General features: G+C 71.1%; 16 protein-coding genes. 10 read left to right on the top strand and 6 right to left on the bottom strand.

Annotation, left to right across the window (positions count from 1 at the left end; genetic code table 11):
- Positions 1 to 223: 223 nt before the first annotated feature.
- Entirely contained in the window at positions 224 to 856 is a 633-nt protein-coding gene (locus ACH4DZ_RS25270) for an FMN-binding negative transcriptional regulator (protein ID WP_398289581.1), read from the bottom strand.
- Positions 856 to 1,533: a pyridoxamine 5'-phosphate oxidase family protein gene (locus tag ACH4DZ_RS25265; protein ID WP_398289595.1), complete on the bottom strand. Its 678-nt coding sequence runs from the start codon at positions 1,531 to 1,533 to the stop codon at positions 856 to 858. The genes ACH4DZ_RS25270 and ACH4DZ_RS25265 overlap by 1 nt, the downstream gene beginning before the upstream one ends.
- Before the next feature lie 166 nt (positions 1,534 to 1,699).
- Here ACH4DZ_RS25265 and ACH4DZ_RS25260 point away from each other — a divergent pair, with 166 nt between their 5' ends.
- Positions 1,700 to 3,031, top strand: coding sequence for an aminotransferase class I/II-fold pyridoxal phosphate-dependent enzyme (locus tag ACH4DZ_RS25260; protein ID WP_398289580.1), 1,332 nt, complete (start codon positions 1,700 to 1,702; stop codon positions 3,029 to 3,031).
- A gap of 186 nt (positions 3,032 to 3,217) precedes the next feature.
- Here the strand turns inward: ACH4DZ_RS25260 and ACH4DZ_RS25255 are convergent, their stop codons facing one another.
- Positions 3,218 to 4,282 carry a DMT family transporter gene (locus ACH4DZ_RS25255; RefSeq protein WP_398289579.1) on the bottom strand — a complete coding sequence of 355 codons (1,065 nt, stop codon included), beginning with the start codon at positions 4,280 to 4,282 and terminating at the stop codon, positions 3,218 to 3,220.
- Positions 4,283 to 4,320: 38 nt separating this feature from the next.
- Here ACH4DZ_RS25255 and ACH4DZ_RS25250 point away from each other — a divergent pair, with 38 nt between their 5' ends.
- Positions 4,321 to 5,223: a LysR family transcriptional regulator gene (locus ACH4DZ_RS25250; protein WP_398289578.1), complete on the top strand. Its 903-nt coding sequence runs from the start codon at positions 4,321 to 4,323 to the stop codon at positions 5,221 to 5,223.
- A gap of 107 nt (positions 5,224 to 5,330) precedes the next feature.
- Here ACH4DZ_RS25250 and ACH4DZ_RS25245 read toward each other — a convergent pair whose 3' ends face one another.
- Positions 5,331 to 5,798, bottom strand: a complete 468-nt coding sequence (locus tag ACH4DZ_RS25245; protein WP_398289577.1) for a pyridoxamine 5'-phosphate oxidase family protein — start codon at positions 5,796 to 5,798, stop codon at positions 5,331 to 5,333.
- Positions 5,799 to 5,973: 175 nt separating this feature from the next.
- On the opposite strand from ACH4DZ_RS25245, the gene ACH4DZ_RS25240 reads away from it, so the two are divergent.
- Positions 5,974 to 6,624 carry a cysteine hydrolase gene (locus ACH4DZ_RS25240; RefSeq protein ID WP_398289576.1) on the top strand — a complete coding sequence of 217 codons (651 nt, stop codon included), beginning with the start codon at positions 5,974 to 5,976 and terminating at the stop codon, positions 6,622 to 6,624.
- Here ACH4DZ_RS25240 and ACH4DZ_RS25235 read toward each other — a convergent pair.
- Both ACH4DZ_RS25235 and ACH4DZ_RS25230 read right to left on the bottom strand, forming a co-directional pair.
- On the bottom strand, positions 6,611 to 7,069 hold the full coding sequence (locus ACH4DZ_RS25235; protein WP_398289575.1) for a Rieske (2Fe-2S) protein: 459 nt from the start codon (positions 7,067 to 7,069) through the stop codon (positions 6,611 to 6,613). The two genes, ACH4DZ_RS25240 and ACH4DZ_RS25235, sit on opposite strands and share 14 nt — an antisense overlap.
- A 122-nt stretch (positions 7,070 to 7,191) precedes the next feature.
- Positions 7,192 to 9,363, bottom strand: a complete 2,172-nt coding sequence (locus ACH4DZ_RS25230; RefSeq protein WP_398289574.1) for a prolyl oligopeptidase family serine peptidase — start codon at positions 9,361 to 9,363, stop codon at positions 7,192 to 7,194.
- A gap of 306 nt (positions 9,364 to 9,669) precedes the next feature.
- Here ACH4DZ_RS25230 and ACH4DZ_RS25225 point away from each other — a divergent pair, with 306 nt between their 5' ends.
- The 7 genes from ACH4DZ_RS25225 (at position 9,670) to ACH4DZ_RS25195 (ending at position 16,364) form a co-directional block, all read left to right on the top strand.
- The gene (locus ACH4DZ_RS25225; protein ID WP_398289573.1) at positions 9,670 to 10,461 is read left to right on the top strand and encodes a HipA family kinase; all 792 of its coding nucleotides are present in this window, start codon (positions 9,670 to 9,672) and stop codon (positions 10,459 to 10,461) included.
- Positions 10,458 to 10,880, top strand: coding sequence for a DUF3037 domain-containing protein (locus ACH4DZ_RS25220; protein ID WP_398289572.1), 423 nt, complete (start codon positions 10,458 to 10,460; stop codon positions 10,878 to 10,880). The genes ACH4DZ_RS25225 and ACH4DZ_RS25220 overlap by 4 nt, the downstream gene beginning before the upstream one ends.
- 204 nt (positions 10,881 to 11,084) lie before the next feature.
- Positions 11,085 to 11,846, top strand: a complete 762-nt coding sequence (fabG, locus tag ACH4DZ_RS25215; protein WP_387321723.1) for a 3-oxoacyl-ACP reductase FabG — start codon at positions 11,085 to 11,087, stop codon at positions 11,844 to 11,846.
- 16 nt (positions 11,847 to 11,862) lie between these two features.
- Positions 11,863 to 12,621: an SDR family oxidoreductase gene (locus ACH4DZ_RS25210; RefSeq protein ID WP_385837527.1), complete on the top strand. Its 759-nt coding sequence runs from the start codon at positions 11,863 to 11,865 to the stop codon at positions 12,619 to 12,621.
- 242 nt (positions 12,622 to 12,863) lie between these two features.
- Positions 12,864 to 14,453, top strand: coding sequence for an ABC transporter substrate-binding protein (locus ACH4DZ_RS25205; RefSeq protein WP_398289571.1), 1,590 nt, complete (start codon positions 12,864 to 12,866; stop codon positions 14,451 to 14,453).
- Between the two features lie 112 nt (positions 14,454 to 14,565).
- Positions 14,566 to 15,249 (top strand): uracil-DNA glycosylase, encoded by a 684-nt coding sequence (ung, locus tag ACH4DZ_RS25200; protein WP_398289570.1) that lies wholly within the window; start codon positions 14,566 to 14,568, stop codon positions 15,247 to 15,249.
- Between the two features lie 494 nt (positions 15,250 to 15,743).
- A complete protein-coding gene (locus tag ACH4DZ_RS25195; RefSeq protein ID WP_398289569.1) occupies positions 15,744 to 16,364 on the top strand; it encodes a hypothetical protein in 621 nt (206 codons plus the stop codon).
- The last annotated feature ends 8 nt before the right edge of the window (positions 16,365 to 16,372 follow it).

The following is a 16,372-nucleotide window of genomic DNA, read 5'->3' as shown; positions in this document are numbered from 1 at the left end:
GGCCTCGTACTGGACGTACTTGGCTCTGTGTCCGGTGCGGCGAGAGTGCGTGCATGGCGTCGCGAGGCAGGCGGGAATTGTCAGACAGGCCCTAGAGGCCGTGCCGTGCGGCCCTCCCCGGCCGCGGGCTGTCCGGAGGCGCTGTGACCAGCGTGTGGGCCCACCCCTGTAGGGCCCACACGGCACGGTCGAACGCGAGGGATACCCGATACCCGAACCGGTGTCAGGACCGGCGCCGTCTCATCAGTTGCTCTCGCGCCGCCGCGTCCCGGGGGCCGCCCCTCGCGGACAGTTCGGCGGCGACCCGGTCCTGGACTTCCTCCGTACGGTGATTCGCGTACTTGAATTTCGCCCGGACGCCGGTCACTTCGAGTCGGAGGCCTCGAATTCCGGGCAGCAGGCGGCCGTACGGGTCCTCTCCGGCGGCAGCCCTGGCGGAACCGCCTTCCGGTTGGAAGTGGCCGACCTGGCGGTTGAGCAGCTCGGCCTTCTCGGCGGGGTCGTCCACCACCCGCGCGGTGCAGCGGAGCTGGACCGCCGCGTAGAAACTCGTCGGGGTGCCGTGCTCGGACGGGGTACCGGGCGGTGCCTGCCAGGGGCCGGGGACGTACACGTAGTCGTCGACCACGCTCAGGGTCACGACCGGGTCGGCCAGGAGGGCGGGCCACAGCGGGTTCGGCCGGGCCAGATGGGCGAGCACCTCGCCGCGGTCGGGCTCGTGGACGAAGTGGAGCGGCTGGACGTGCGGTGGATCACCGGGGAGGCCGTTCACCGCGAGCTGCCCGAAGTCGTGGACGGCCAGCCACTGTTGCCACTCGGAGTCGTCGTGGGGCGCGTCCCAGGGATGTACGAGCATCAGAGGGTCGTCAGGTAGTCCGGGACCTCGATGCCCGGAGCCAGGTCGTCGGCGGGTACGGGGGCTCCGTAGGTCGTACGCACGGGGAGGACTCCGGTCCAGTGGGGCAGGCCGAGATCCTCGGGCTCGTCGTTCGGGCCGCCGGTGCGCAGCTTGGCCGAGACCTCGTCGAGGTCGAGTCGCAGTACGGAGGTGGCGGCCAGCTCCTTGGCGTTAGCGGCCCGGGAGTCGTACGAGCGGCCGGGCACCACGTGGTCGACCAGCGCGTCCAGGGCCTGCCGCTTCTCTTCCGGGTCCGTCACCTGGTGGGCCACGCCGTGCACCACCACCGACCGGTAGTTGATCGAGTGGTGGAAGGCCGAGCGGGCCAGCACGAGCCCGTCCACGTGGGTGACCGTGAGGCAGACAGGCAGACCCGGGTCGGCCTGCCCCGCCATCCGCAGCGGGCGCGAACCGGTCGAGCCGTGCACGTAGAGCCGCTCGCCCACCCGTCCGTACAGCGTGGGCAGCACGACGGGCGCCCCGTCGCGGACGAACCCGAGGTGGCAGACGTACCCCTCGTCGAGGATCGCGTGCACCATCTCGTGGTCGTACGCGGCGCGCTCCCGGGAGCGGGTGGGGACCGTGCGGTCGGTCGGGGTGTAGGTGGCGGGGCGCGGGGCGGCCGTCTCCGTCATGGGGCTCTCCAGGTGGGCGTCGTCGGTGCTCGCAGGTGTGCGCCGGGTGCGAGGTGTGCGAGGCGACTCGCCGGGACGCGGTGTGTCCACGGACACCTGCCCCAGGACACTCCCGTACATCGCGTTAACCTTGCATCGCGCATTGCACTAGTGCATACTCTGCTTTGTGCTAGAAGAGTATCGGATCGAGGGCAGGCGCGCAGCCGAGATTGCGGCCAGTGTCGAGCGTGCGGTGGGTTCGGGGGAGCTGGAGCCCGGCCAACTGCTGCCGCCGATGCGGGAGTTGGCGTCCCGGCTTGAGGTGAATCCCAATACCGTCGCGGCGGCCTACCGCACACTGCGCGAACGCGGAGTCATCGAGACCGCCGGCCGGCGCGGCAGCCGTGTGCGCTCCAAGCCGGTGACGACCGCCCGGGAGCTGTCCCGGCTGGACGTCCCGCCCGGCGTACGGAACCTGTCGGACGGCAATCCGGACCCCGCTCTGCTGCCCTCTCTCCGCGAGGCGTTCGCGGCAGCCGCGGAGCTCGCGGACCGCGTACCGACGCTCTACGGAGAGGCTTCCGTGGACCCGGAACTGGCCCGGCTCGCCCGCGCCGACCTGGACGCGGACGGGGTGCCGGACGGGCCGGTCGTGGTCGCCTCGGGATCGCTCGACGGCATCGAGCGGGTCCTGGCCGCGCATCTGAGGCCGGGGGACGCGGTCGCGGTGGAGGATCCCGGCTGGCACAGCGTGCTCGACCTCGTCCCGGCCCTCGGGCTGCGGGCCGTGCCCGTCCGTGTCGACACCGAGGGGCCGCTGCCCGACGCCGTACGGGCCGCTCTGGAGGGCGGCGCGCGGGCACTGGTCGTCACCGACCGCGCGCAGAACCCGACCGGCGCCGCGGTGAGCGCCACGCGCGCGCGTGCCCTGCGGGCCGTGCTGGAGCGGTTCCCGGAGACCCTGCTCGTCGAGGACGACCACGGGCACCGGATCGTCGACCTGCCCCTGCATCCGCTGGCCGGAGTGACGCGGCACTGGGCCTTCACCCGCTCGGTCGCCAAGGCCTACGGGCCCGATCTGCGGCTGGCCGTGCTGACCGGCGACCCGGTCACCATGGACCGGGTGCAGGGGCGCCAGCGGCTGGGGCCGGGCTGGGTCAGCCGGCTGCTGCAACGGGCCGTGGTGCGGCTGTGGTCGAGCGGTGCCGTGGACACCGCGGCCGTGGCGTCGGCGTACCGGCTCCGCCGTGACGCGCTGATCGGCGAGCTCGCGGAGCGGGGCGTCGAGGCGCAGGGGCGCAGCGGAATGAACGTGTGGGTGCCCGTCCCGGACGAGACCGGGGCCGTCGCGCGGCTGCTGCACTCCGGGTGGGCCGTGGCGGCGGGGGCGCGCTTTCGCATGAACGCGCCGCCGGGGCTGCGGATCACCGTCTCGACGCTCGCCCCGGACGAGGTGGGGGTGGTGGCGGACGCGGTCGCTGTGGCGGTGGGGTCGGCGCCGGCACGACGTTACGTCTGAGTTACGTCTGACCGCCGTCGGCGCAGTCGGCGCAGTCACCGCGTGGGGGCTGCGTCCTCTCGCCCCCTGTCGCGCTTGCGCGCTCGTCCTCAAGCGCCGGACGGGCCGGTTCGCGCACGGTCCGCGGATCTTCAGCCCGCCCGGCGCTTGAGGACCGGAGGTTCCGGGGGCCCGCTCCCGAGTCGGTCACGGTTTCGGTCTCGACTGGGTGAGTGCCGCGCCCGCCAGTACGACGGCGGCACCCACCGGTGTCGACCAGGTCAGTGATTCGCCCAGGATCGCGACGCCCGCGGCGGTGGCGATGACCGGGATGAAGTACGTGACCATCTGGGCCGTGGTCGGGCCGACCTCGGAGACCAGGCCGTACTGGACGAGGACGGCGAAGCCCGTGCCCAGGGCGCCCAGGGCGATCACCGCGAGCAGCGGTACGAGCGCGAAGCGGGTCGGCATCGTGGTGAACAGCGGCGTGACGACCGCCAGTTGAGCCGTCGCGAGGAACAACTGGGCGCCGGTCAGCGACAGGTTGGAGTGGCTGGAGCCGGCCAGCGTGCGACGGACGTAGATCCAGCCGATCGGGTAGCTGAGCGAGGCCAGCAGCGCCATCGTGGTGCCCGCGGCGTCCAGGCCGTGGAAGCCCTGCCAGGCTCCGAGCACCGTCAGGACGCCGAGGAATCCGATGCCGAGGCCCGCCACGCGACGGCGGGTCGGCCGGTCCTCGGAGAGGGCGACCATCGACAGTGCCATGCCCCACAGGGGTGAGGTCGCGTTGCAGATGCCCGCCAGGGTGGACGGGATCGTCAGTTCGGAGTACGCGAACAGCGAGAACGGCAGGGCGTTGAGGAGGAGGGCCGCCACCGCCAGATGTCCCCAGGTGCGCACCCCGCGCGGCAGACGCTCGCGCTTCCAGGCCATCGCCGCGGCGAGCACCAGCGTCCCGAAGAGCAGTCGGCCGAACGTCACCTGGAACGGGGCGTAGCCGTCCGTGCCCACCTTGATGAGAAGGAAGCTGAAACCCCAGACGAGGGAGAGGGCGCCGAAGCGCAGGCGCCAGTCGAGAGCGGGGCGGGGCCGGGGCGCGGCGCCTCCGAGCGGGGCCGCACCCAGTCCGGGGCCCGGCGGGGTCGAAGAGTCGTTGGGCACGGCGGGCACGGCGGGTGCCGCGGATCTGACGGATGCGGTCGAGAGAGGCGTGCGGGGCTCGGTCGGGGCGCTCATGCCTCTCACGATGACGGAAACGATCTCGTAGAACAAGCGAGACTTTTCTTCCGGTATCGCGTAGCATTGCTTACATGTTGAATCTGGAGCGGCTGCGCACTCTCGACGCCCTCGCCCGCCACGGCTCGGTCGGCGGTGCGGCCGACGGGCTGCATGTGACGACCTCGGCGGTCTCCCAGCAGATGTCCAAGCTGGAGCGGGAAGTGGGACAGCAACTGCTCGCCAAGAACGGTCGGGGGGTGCGCCTCACCGACGCCGGGCGGCTGCTCGCCGACCATGCCGCCCGGATCCTGTCCCAGGTCGAGCTAGCCCAGTCCGATCTGGAGGCGCAGCGCGGGCAGGTGGTGGGGGAGTTGCGGCTGTCCGCGTTCCCCACGGCGGCGCGCGGGCTGTTCCCCGCGGCCCTGGCCGCGTTGCGGGCCGAGCATCCCGGACTGCGCGTCCGCTCACGCGAACTGGAGCCGGAGGACGGGGTGGCCGGGGTGCTGCGCGGCGACATCGATCTGGCGGTCGTCCTCGACTGGTACAACAAGCCGTTGCCCATGCCCGAGGGGCTGGTCAAGGTCTCGCTCCTCGACGACCCCGCCGATGTGGCGATGCCCGCGGATCACCGCCACGCCGATCGCTCCGAGGTGGACCTGGAGGACTTCGCCGACGACGAGTGGATCGCCTGGGAGGAGGGCGAGTTCTGCCATGAGTGGCTGCTCTTCACCTTGCGGGGCAAGGGGATCGAGCCGGTGATCGCCCACCGCGCGGAGGAGCACCACACCCAGCTCGCGCTGGTCGCGGCGGGGCTGGGTGTCTGTGTCGCGCCCAGACTCGGGCGCGGTCCGGTGCCGGCGGGGGTGCGGACGGTCCCGGTGCGGCACCGGGTCACCAGACATGTCCACGCGGTGTGGCGGGCGGACGCCGACCGCCGCCCGTCGATCAGAGCGGTGGCTGACGCGCTGCGGACGGCGGGGTCGGCGCACGGGTGACACGGTCCTCCCGCTCACCCGCTCACCCGCTCACCCGCTCAGCCGTCTTCGGCGTCGCCCTTTCCGGCACGGCACGGCACGGCACGGCACGGCGTCCCGGCGTGCTGTCACAGAGCGGCGAGTTTGCGGAAGTCCCACGAGGCCGTCGCCTCGGGCGTCAGCCGCATCCAGGCATGTCTGCCGTCGTGCGGCATCTCGTCCAGGCCGAAGTTCTTGCGGGCGAACAACCGCTCCACGGCGTCGAGTTCGGGGCAGGGCTCGCCCGTGCGCGGCACCTCGCCGACGAACTCGACCGAGCCCGACACCTCGACGCCCCGCAACTGGTCGTACTCCTCGCCCGAGTCGACGACCACGGCCACCCGCGGATCGCGGCGCAGGTCGGCCCATCGCTTGCTGCGAGTGATCGAGTACAGCCAGAGGGACTTGCCGTCCCAGACGAACCAGAGCGTGCTGACATGCGGGGCGCCGTCCGCGGAGACGGTCGCGACGCGGCACGTGCGCTGGATGGTCAGGAACTCGTCCAGCTCCTCCGGCGTCATCATGATCCTTCGTCCCCGGCGCTGGGTGACGGCCATATAGCTCCCTCTTCTCCGACTGCTACGGCATCTCCTACGCGGTGTCTGATGCCGCGTCAGCAAAGCATGGGTCGTCTTCCACCCGTACGCAATGGTGGCTACGCTCGCCCGCCACCGCCGGTCGAACCGACCCGGTTCGGGCGGACCGAGAAGACCGTCCGCGACAGGGGAAGCCATGCCGTCGTACGAAGCGCTCAGCGAACTCCTCGATCCCGCGACCACGGTGCTGCTGACCGTCGAATGCCAGCGGGGTGTCGTCGGCCCGGACAGCGCGCTGCCGGAACTCGCCCTGGAGGCCCGTTCGTCGGGGGTGCTGGACCGGGTCGCGCGTCTGGTGGCTGCGGCCCACGAGAGCGGCGTACAGGTGATGCACGCGATCGCCGAGCGCCGCCCGGACGGCCGCGGCGCGAACCACAACGCCCGCCTGTTCCGCGCGGCCGAACGCCTGCCGGTGCGGCAACTGGCCGGCAGTGCGGCGGTCCGGGTCGCGCCGCCCGTGGAGGTCGCCGCGGAGGACCTCGTCGTACGCCGTCTGCACGGCCTGTCGCCCCTCGCGGGCACCGACGTCGACGCGCTGCTGCGCAACCTCGGCTGCCGCACGCTCGTCGTGACCGGCGTCTCCGCCAATGTGGCCGTACCCAACACGGTGTTCGACGCCGTGAACCGCGGCTACACCGCCGTGGTCCCCGGGGACGCCATCGCGGGTGTGCCCTCGGACTACACCCCCGCGATGATCCGCAACACGCTCGCCCTGGTGGCCACCATCACCACCACGGACGACGTGCTGGCCTGCTTCGATCGGCCCCGCCGGGTCAGGCGAGCGTGATCGAGTCCCCGCTCACCTTGATGTCGGCGGCGGTCAGTCCGCTGGTCGCGGGCCCCTTCTTGACGGCGCCGTCCGTGACGCTGAACTGGCTGCCGTGGGCGGGGCAGGTGATGACGCCGTTGTCCACGCTGTTCACGCGCTGCTGCTGGTGCGGGCACACCGTCGAGAAGGCCTTGAACTCGCCCGGCGTCGGCTGGGTGACGACCACGGACTGGTCGGCGAAGACCTTCCCGCCGCCCTCGGGGATGTCGGTGGTCTTGGCGAACGCCGCACCGCCGGCGGATCCGGTCGACGCGCCGGAGGGGGAGTTCGAGGAGGAGTCGGACGACGTGTCGTCGGAGCCCCCGCAGGCGGTCAGCGCGGCGGCCAGCCCGGCCCCGCCCAACGCTGCCAGGACGGTGCGACGACAGAGTGCCGGAGCGGGCTGAAGCGATTCGCTGGACATAGTGGCGGTCCCTTCCACAGATGTGCAGGTGAGCAGATGTACAAGTGTGCACATGCATAGTTGTACGTTTGCGTGGATGTGCGTCCATCCGCTTAGGGGTACGGGCACGTCACCCGCATGGTTCAGGCGGTCCGGAGATCCAGCGACTTCTTGATGAAATCGAGATCCATTCGGAGCAGGGTGTCTATCACGCCTTCCTGTGCCACCAGATGGGTCGCGCCTGCCAAGGGGAGCACGGTGTGCGGCCGGCCCGCCGCCAGCAGGGCCGCCGAGAACCGCAACATGTGTGCCGGGAACACATTGTCGTCGGCCATCCCATGGACGAGCATCAAGGGGCGCGTGAGTTTATGGGCGTGCGCCACCAGTGAGCAGCGGTCGTAGGGACCCGGCTGTACGTCCGGATGCCCCAGGTACCGCTCCTTCCAGTGGGTGTCGTACAGCCGCAGGTCGGTCGGCGCCGCGCCCGCGACGGCCGCGTGGAACACATCGGGCCGGTGCAGTACGGCACCCGCCGCGAGATAGCCGCCGAAGGACCAGCCGCGGATGGCGACCCGGCTCGTGTCCAGTTCCGGGAAGAGCTCCGCCGCCGCGCGTACGGCGTCGGCCTGGTCCTCGATCACCGGCGTCAACTGGTCACCGTGGATGGCCGTCTCCCAGGCCCGGTCGCGCCCCGGAGTGCCGCGTCCGTCGACCGACAGCACCGCGAAACCCTGATCGGCGAACCACTGGTTGACGGCGTGGTGCCATCTGGTCGCCTGCACGACCGTCTGCCCGCCCGGCCCGGAGTACGAGTGCACGATCACGGGGAGACGGCCGGGGCCCGACTCCGACGATGCCCGCTCCGACGATGCCAACTCATAGGAGACCGACTCGTAGGAGACCGATTCGTACGGCGTCGGCAGATACAGCGCCGCACGCAGTCCGCGTTCGCCGAGGGTCAGAAAGCGAGGGCGCGGCCGGATCACGGGCCGCTCGGCCAGCACCTGGATCCGCCCGGCCGGGACGCTGTCCCGCAGCACGGTCACCGTCTGCCCGTCGAGCGTCGAGCTGTCCAGCACGACGGTGCCGCCTCCGACGGCGGCGCGGTGCACGCCCGGCTCGTCGGTCAGTCGGACGAAGCCGTTCTCCGGGTCGTACGACCAGACGTGCGCCTCGGTCGGTTCCTCGGCGGCCATGAAGTACAGCCGGTCGCCCGCCGTGCCGAGCAGTTCGTGGACGTACATGCCCTCCGGTGTACGGATCCCGGTTCCGGTCATCAGCAGCCCGCGCGTCCCCTCCTGGGTGGTGAGGACGAGACCGGCCGCCGCGGTGGAGGCGGGGGTCCCGGGCACGAACTCAAGCCAGGCGGTGTCCGTCAGGTGGTGCAGCGTCCTGGTCGCACCGTTCGCCGGATCGATGCTCAGCGCGTACGCCGAACGCTGGTCCCGGGTCTGTACGACGGCAAGGGGGCCGGCCGCGCTCCAGTCCGCCTGCGCGACGTACTCGAAGGCCGGGTCGGTCCACTCCCCGCCCGGATGCGACACGGCCTCCTCGGGAAGGTCGACGTCGACGCGACCGCCGTCGAGGTCCACGAGGTGCAGGGAGAGCAGCGCGTTGGCGGTGCCCGCGGCCGGGTACCGGATCGCGCGCGGGGGACGCCCGGGGTGCGCCGGGTCGCCGATGTACCACTGCTGGACCGGCGAGTTGTCGACCCGCACCACCAGCAGCGCGTCCCCGTCCGGTGACCACCAGAAGGACCGCGCACGCTCCAGCGACTCGGCCGACACATGGTCGGAGAGCCCATAGGTGACCTCGGGGCCCTCCGGCTCGGCCAGTGCGCGGTCACCGGTGCCGTCGGCGCGTACGACACACAGGGTGCCCCCGCTCACGTACGCGATGTGGGTGCCGTCGGGACTGGGGCGCGGGGCGACGACCGGGCCCGCCGTGGGGATCCGGCGGGAACCGCGCTCGTCGGTGTGTACGGTCCACAGGGCGCCCGCGAGGGCGAACGCGACCAGGCGGACGGCCGCGTCGGTGGCGTACGAGACGATTCCGGCGCCGGTCTCGCGGGCCCGTTCGCGGCGGATCCGCTCGGCCTCCGGGACCTCACCGCCGTCGTCGAGGGCGCGCGGGTCGGCGAGTGTCCGTTCCTCGCCGTTCTCGTACAGCCAGAGCAGGCTCGTCGTGGAGCGGCCGCTCGCGGTGCGCAGGAAGAGGACACGGTCGCCGTCGGGCGAGACGGTGAAACCGCGCGGTACACCGAGGGAGAAACGCTTCGTACGGGCGAACTGCAGGGGCAGGTCTTCGGTGGTCACGGGCACGGGTGTTCCCTTCGGGAGGACGGATGAGGGTATCCGAGTTGATGCGGTCGGGCTCTGGCGACGGACGAGGAACGTCGTGTGGGCGGACGGAACGCCCGATAACGAGGGCGATGCTCAAGGAAGTCGGCGAGACCCGCTACGTATCCTCCGCCGGAGCGGACAGGGCGCCTCGGCGTCGGGGTCGACCCGGACCGTCCTGCCTCCCTCGGACCCGGCTGGCCCGGGCATGCCGTCCACCCTGGGCGCAGCCTTCGGGGAGCCTCCGGAGGGCGTTCGTCGCAGCCCCTATAGCCTGGGGAAATGCTGACAGAAGTCACCGCGACCCGCTACATCACGCCCCTGCGTGAGGGCGGCTCGCTGCCGGGACTCGTCGAGGCCGACGATCTCGGCACGTACGTCATGAAGTTCACCGGCGCCGGACAGGGACGCAAGACCCTCGTCGCGGAGGTCGTCTGCGGTGAACTCGCCCGGCGCCTGGGCCTGCGCGTACCGGGACTCGTCACGATCGGGCTCGATCCGGTCGTCGGACTCGGCGAACCCGACCAGCAGGTGCAGGAGTTGCTCAAGTCGAGCGGCGGACTGAACCTCGGGATGGACTTCCTCTCCCGGGCGATCGGATTCGACTCCCTCGCGCACGAGGTGAGCCCGCAGGAAGCCGGCAAGGTCGTCTGGTTCGACGCGCTGGTCAACAACGTCGACCGGTCGTGGCGCAACCCCAACATGCTGTTCCGGGACGGCGATCTGTGGCTCATCGACCACGGCGCCACCATGATCTGGCACCACAACTGGCCGGGCGCACAGGCCTCGGCGGCCAAGCCGTACGACGCGACCGACCACGCCCTCGCTCCCTTCGGCCCCGACATCCCGGCCGCCGCCGCGGAGTTGGGGCCGCGTGTCACGGCGGAACTGCTCGCCGACGTGACCGCCGCGATCCCCGAGGAGTGGCTGAAGGACGAGCCGGGCTTCGACTCGGCCGACGCGCTCCGGCAGGCGTACGCGCAGCCGCTCCTCGCCCGCGCCGCCACGATCCACGAGCGCATCCGCCTCCAGGGCGACACCAGTGACATCGGCATCCGGAAGGGCACGAAGTGAGCGAGCGCGACGGCCGGGACGGCCGTGTTGTCGACGTCGTCGACCGTGTGGTCTACGAGTACGCGGTGCTGCGTGTCGTGCCGCGCGTCGAGCGGGGGGAGTACATCAACGCGGGAGTGCTCGTGTACTGCCGCGCGCACTCCTTCGTGGCCGCCCGCACCCACCTCGACGAGACCAAGCTGCTCGCGCTCGACCCGGCGGCGGACGCGCCGGGCGTGCGGGCCGCGCTGCGGGCCGTCGAGGGGGTCTGCGCCGGGGGTGCGGCGGCCGGGCAGGCCGCGGGCGACGACGCCGGACGGCGGTTCCGCTGGCTGATCGCGCCCCGCTCGACGGTCGTGCAGCCGGGGCCCGTCCACACCGGTCTCACCGCCGATCCCGAGGCCGAGACGGCACGTCTGCTCGACCTGCTCGTCAGGTAGAGGATCACCTTTCCGCCGGGGGACGGGTCACCTCCTGGCCGGGTAATGGATCACATGGGCGCGGCTTGCCGTTGACACTGGGTGCCAAGGCTTCTAGCGTCTCGTCTGCTGAAGGTACTAAGCGGTCGCTCACCAGTGGGGCGTACCGTGAGAGCCGCAGGTCCGGTCTTTCAAGGGCTTCCCCCAGGGCGAGGAGAACCAGCAATGTCCACCACTGAGCAGCGCGTCGCCGTAGTCACCGGTGCCGCGCGCGGTATCGGCGCCGCGACCGCCGTACGACTGGCCGCCGAGGGCCGTGCCGTCGCGGTGATCGACCTCGACGAGGCCGCGTGCAAGGACACCGTGGAGAAGATCACCGCCGCCGGCGGCAAGGCGATCGCGGTGGGCGCCGACGTCTCCGACGAGGCGCAGGTCGAGGCCGCCGTGGCGCGGGTCGCCCAGGAGCTCGGGGCGCCGACGATCCTGGTGAACAACGCGGGCGTGCTCCGCGACAACCTGCTGTTCAAGATGAGCGTGTCCGACTGGGACACGGTCCTGAACGTGCACCTGCGCGGCTCCTTCCTGATGACGCGGGCCGTCCAGAAGTACATGGTGGAGGCCAAGTTCGGCCGGGTCGTCAACCTCTCCTCGTCCTCGGCGCTCGGCAACCGCGGCCAGGTCAACTACTCCGCGGCCAAGGCCGGTCTGCAGGGCTTCACCAAGACCCTCGCGTTCGAGCTGGGCAAGTTCGGCGTCACCGCGAACGCCGTCGCGCCCGGCTTCATCGTGACGGACATGACCGCCGCGACCGCCGAGCGGGTCGGTATGGGCTTCGAGGAGTTCCAGGCCGCCGCCGCCACTCAGATCCCCGTCCAGCGCGTGGGCAACCCGGACGACATCGCCAACGCGATCGCCTTCTTCACGGGCGACGCCGCCGGATTCGTCTCCGGCCAGGTGCTGTACGTGGCCGGCGGACCGCTCAACTAGGACTGGGGACAGGGACATGACCACTGTGGAACTCTCGGGCAAGGTCGCCCTCGTCACCGGCGCCAGCCGCGGTATCGGCTACGGCGTCGCGCAGGCGCTGCTCGCCCGCGGCGACCGGGTGTGCATCACCGGCCGCAACGAGGACGCGCTCAAGGAGGCCGTCGAGCAGCTCGGCGCCGACCGCGTCATCGGTGTCGCGGGCAAGGCCCACGACGAGGCCCACCAGGCCGTCGCCGTGGAGCGCACCATGGAAGCGTTCGGCCGGGTCGACTTCCTGGTCAACAACGCCGGTACGAACCCGGTGTTCGGGCCGATCGCCGACCTCGACCTCAACGTGGCGCGGAAGGTGTTCGAGACCAACGTCGTCTCCGCGCTCGGCTTCGCCCAGCAGACGTGGAAGGCGTGGCAGAGCGCGAACGGCGGCGCGATCGTCAACATCGCCTCGCTCGCGGGCGTCTCGGCCTCGCCGTTCATCGGCGCGTACGGCATGAGCAAGGCCGCGATGATCAACCTGTCCCTCCAGCTGGCACACGAGTTCGCGCCGCTGGTGCGGGTCAACTCGATCGCGCCGGCCGTGGTCAAGACCAAGTTCGCGCAGGCCCTGTACGAGGGTCGCGAGGAGGAGGCCGCCGCGGCCTATCCGCTCGGCAGGCTGGGGGTGCCCTCCGACATCGGGGGTGCCGCGGCCTTCCTCACCTCGGAGCAGTCGGACTGGATCACCGGGCAGACGCTCGTGGTCGACGGCGGGATCTTCCTCAACGCGGGCGTGTCCTGACCGGTGCCGACAATAAATCCGGTGTTTTAAACCCTGCGTCGTACACGGGATTTCCACACGGAAAATTCATGCGGAAAGTGGATATGTTCCGCACAGATTCCAAACAAGAGCCGCAGAGCCGAAAAAAATCGAACAAATGATGTTCGTGCACGTCAAGTGCCCCGCCGTCAGAGCCGATTGACGGGCGGGGCACTGCGATATGGTCCTGCCCACCTTGGCGGGGCTCATCGAGGAGCGTGCGCGTGTTGAAGCGGAACCGGTCTCTGCGGCACTTGTCGCTGATCGCGTCCATCACCTCCCTGTCCCTGGTCACGGGATGCGGAGTGTTCTCCTCGGACACGTCCGACGGCGAGGGCCCGATCGTCGTGGGCACGACCAGCGCACCCAGCACCCTCGACCCCGCCGCGTCCTGGGACGGGTCGTGGGAGCTGTTCCGCAACATCTACCAGACCCTCCTCAGCTACCCGGCCGGAGCGTCCGCGCCCGAGCCGGACGCCGCCGAGAGCTGCCGCTTCACCGACGACTCGAACCGCACGTACAGCTGCAAGCTGCGCGAGGGAATGTCCTTCTCCGACGGGCACGGTCTCGACGCCGAGGCCGTGAAGCACTCCATCGACCGCATCCGGAAGATCGCCGTGGACGGCGGCCCGGGGGGCCTGCTCGGCAGTCTGGAGCGGGTCGAGACGAAGGGTGACCGCGAGGTCGTCTTCCGCCTCAACAAGCCGGACGCCACCTTCCCCTTCGTGCTCGCCACACCCGCCATGTCGATCGTCGACCCCGAGGAGTACCCGGCCGACGCCCTGCGCGAGGACGGCGAGGTCACCGGGTCGGGACCGTACGGCCTGGAGTCGTACGAGGAGGGGCAGGAGGCCCGGCTCGTCCGCAACGACAACTACAAGGGCTCCGCCGACCGCAAGAACAGCGCCGTCACCATCCGGTACTTCCAGGACTCGGACGAGATGGTGGGCGCACTGAAGGGGCAGAAGATCGACGCCACCCTCCGCGGACTCGCCGCCGAGGACGTCGTCGCCCTTGAGGACCGGCGCGGCAAGGACGAGATCCAGCTGGTGGAGAGCGCGGGCACGGAGATCCGCTACCTCGTCTTCAACCCCAAGGACCCGTGGGCCAGGAAGGCGGCGGTCCGCAAGGCCGTCGCGCAGGTCGTCGACCGGCCGGCCATCGCCCACGGCGTCTACAAGGACACCGTCGAGCCGCTGTACTCCATGGTCCCGAGCGGACTGGCCGGCCACACCACCGGCTTCTTCGACGACTACGGCAGCCCCAGCACCTCCAAGGCCCGGCAGATCCTCCTGGAGGCGGGCATCTCCGAACGCGTACCGCTCACCCTCTGGTACACGACGGACCGGTACGGCTCCACGACCAAGCCCGAGTTCGAGGAGCTGAGGCGGCAGCTGAACGAGACCGGCCTGTTCAGCGTCACCGTCAAGGGCCGCCCCTGGAAGACGTACGAGGCCGGTTACCGCAAGGGCGAGTACCCCGTGTTCGGCCGTGGCTGGTTCCCCGACTTCCCCGACGCCGAGAACTTCATCGCCCCGTTCGTGGGCGAACAGAACGCGCTCGGTACGCCGTACAAGTCGCCCGAGATCACTGACGTGCTGCTGCCGGAGTCGCGCCGCCGGAGCGACCGCGGGGACGTCGTCGAGCAGTTCGAGAAGGCCCAGGACATCCTTGTGGACGACGCGCGGCTGCTGCCCCTGTGGCAGGGCAAGCAGTACATCGCCGCGAGCGAGGAGATCTCCGGCGTCGAGCGTTCCATCGACCCGTCGACGATCATGATGGTGTGGGAGCTGTCCCGCAAGACCAGCTGGTAGCGGGCGCGGGGCCGGTCGGTGGCGGCGGAGTCGGCCGACAGCCCGGCCGATTGTCAGTGGGCGGCGGTAGGTTCTGAGGACCGGAAACAACCGCACCTGTAAGGAAGTTCACGTGACCGACACCGCCATGCTGCCCGATTCCTGGCGCGGCGTCCTGGGCGAAGAGCTGCAGAAGCCCTACTTCAAGGAGCTCACCGAGTTCGTCGAGGAGGAGCGTGGGAAGGGACCCGTCTTCCCGCCGCGCGACGAGGTCTTCGCCGCACTCGACGCGACTCCTTACGACCGTGTGAAGGTGCTCGTCCTCGGCCAGGACCCGTACCACGGTGAGGGTCAGGGCCACGGCCTGTGCTTCTCGGTCCGGCCCGGTGTGCGGACACCGCCCTCCTTGCGCAACATCTACAAGGAGATGAAGGAGGAACTCGGCCACCCGGTGCCGGACAACGGCTATCTGATGCCGTGGGCCGAGCAGGGCGTCCTGCTGCTCAACGCGGTGCTGACGGTCCGCTCCGGAGAGGCCAACTCGCACAAGGGCAAGGGCTGGGAGAAGTTCACTGACGCGGTGATCCGGGCCGTGGCCGACCGGCCCGACCCGGCGGTGTTCGTCCTGTGGGGCAACTACGCGCAGAAGAAGCTCCCGCTGATCGACGAGGAGCGGCACATCGTCGTCAAGGGCGCGCATCCCTCGCCGCTGTCCGCGAAGAAGTTCTTCGGCTCGCGCCCCTTCACCCAGATCGACGAGGCGATCGCGAAGCAGGGCCACGCGCCGATCGACTGGCGCATCCCAAACCTCGGCTGACGGGGCGGGCCTGCCCGGGCGGGACGGCCCGCTTCGACCTGAGCCGGTCCGTCCGGGAGGCCTGGGCCGGCCCGGAGCGATCCGCGTCCGGCCGGGTCGGGTCTTCCGGCCCGTCGCGGGGTCGTCCGGGGAGGGATCAGGACAGCCCCGACGCGCGACGGGGGCAAGCAGCGCGGGCTGGGCGGACGGGGCGGATGGGGCCGTCTCGCGGCGGAACAGTTGCAACCCTGGGTGGGGGGGAGCCCCGCGTGGGGACAGAGAGGGTCGGCTCTGGCCGGGGGTGAGCGGGGCCGGCCCGGCCGAGGTGTGGCATCCCTGGCCGGATCGGATCGCGGCGGGTCGCGGCGGGTCGACCCGGGCGTCACCACACCGGTCCAGCGGCGTACGGGGCCGCCTCAGCTCGATTGTCAGCGCCTGCCGTTAGCGTCGGGGAGAGGCGGCAACGGCAGGCGCGGGCGCGTCCGCCGGCGGACGAGCGGGTGGAGGGCGACGCGGTGGCGGAGCAGCAGGAGCAGGCGGCGGCGGACGCGATGATGACCAGGATCGGGCAGGTCATCATGCTCCTCCACGGCGGCGACCGTGAGGAGGCCCGGAGCCGCTTCCTGGACCTGTGGGCGGAGATCGGCGAGGAGGGCGACGCGCTCCACCGCTGCACTCTCGCGCACTACATGGCCGACACGCAGGACGACCCCGCGGACGAACTCGCCTGGGACCTCCGGGCCTTGTCGGCGGCGGACGAGCTCACAGGCGACCTCACGGGCGACCTCCCGGACGGGCCGGTCGCGGAGCACCCGGAGCACCATCAGTCCCTCGCGGTACGCGCCTTTTACCCGTCACTGCATCTGAACCTCGCCGCGGACTACGTGAAGCTCGGCCGCTCCGAGGCCGCCCGGGGCCACCTCGGAGCGGCGCGGGCCGGCGTGGGCGTCCTCGGCGACGACGCCTACGGAGACGGGGTCCGGGCCGGCATCGGCCGCCTGGAGTCGAGGCTGGACCGGGAGGGCCCGGACGGCGCACCCGAACCCACACCGAGGAGGCCCGGGCAGGGGAGAGGCCCAGGAGGGTCGGGAGGGCCGGGGGGCGAGACGCTGGGACCGCCGCGCCGGGAGTCCTAGGACACCCC

The organism is Streptomyces sp. NPDC017991, from assembly GCF_044328075.1.
Classification (GTDB): domain Bacteria; phylum Actinomycetota; class Actinomycetes; order Streptomycetales; family Streptomycetaceae; genus Streptomyces.
The sequence above is the reverse complement of the archived record's forward strand: the minus strand, read 5'-3'. Positions and strand labels throughout refer to the sequence as shown.

What these genes read in the sequence shown, in the direction of transcription:
- ACH4DZ_RS25240 (WP_398289576.1), top strand. Translation starts at nt 5,974, where the DNA reads ATGCCGTCGTACGAAGCGCTCAGCGAACTCCTCGATCCCGCGACCACG.
- ACH4DZ_RS25225 (WP_398289573.1), top strand. Translation starts at nt 9,670, where the DNA reads ATGCTGACAGAAGTCACCGCGACCCGCTACATCACGCCCCTGCGTGAG.
- ACH4DZ_RS25245 (WP_398289577.1), bottom strand. Translation starts at nt 5,798, where the DNA reads ATGGCCGTCACCCAGCGCCGGGGACGAAGGATCATGATGACGCCGGAG.
- ACH4DZ_RS25265 (WP_398289595.1), bottom strand. Translation starts at nt 1,533, where the DNA reads ATGACGGAGACGGCCGCCCCGCGCCCCGCCACCTACACCCCGACCGAC.
- ACH4DZ_RS25235 (WP_398289575.1), bottom strand. Translation starts at nt 7,069, where the DNA reads ATGTCCAGCGAATCGCTTCAGCCCGCTCCGGCACTCTGTCGTCGCACC.
- ACH4DZ_RS25250 (WP_398289578.1), top strand. Translation starts at nt 4,321, where the DNA reads ATGTTGAATCTGGAGCGGCTGCGCACTCTCGACGCCCTCGCCCGCCAC.
- fabG (WP_387321723.1), top strand. Translation starts at nt 11,085, where the DNA reads ATGTCCACCACTGAGCAGCGCGTCGCCGTAGTCACCGGTGCCGCGCGC.
- ACH4DZ_RS25210 (WP_385837527.1), top strand. Translation starts at nt 11,863, where the DNA reads ATGACCACTGTGGAACTCTCGGGCAAGGTCGCCCTCGTCACCGGCGCC.
- ACH4DZ_RS25270 (WP_398289581.1), bottom strand. Translation starts at nt 856, where the DNA reads ATGCTCGTACATCCCTGGGACGCGCCCCACGACGACTCCGAGTGGCAA.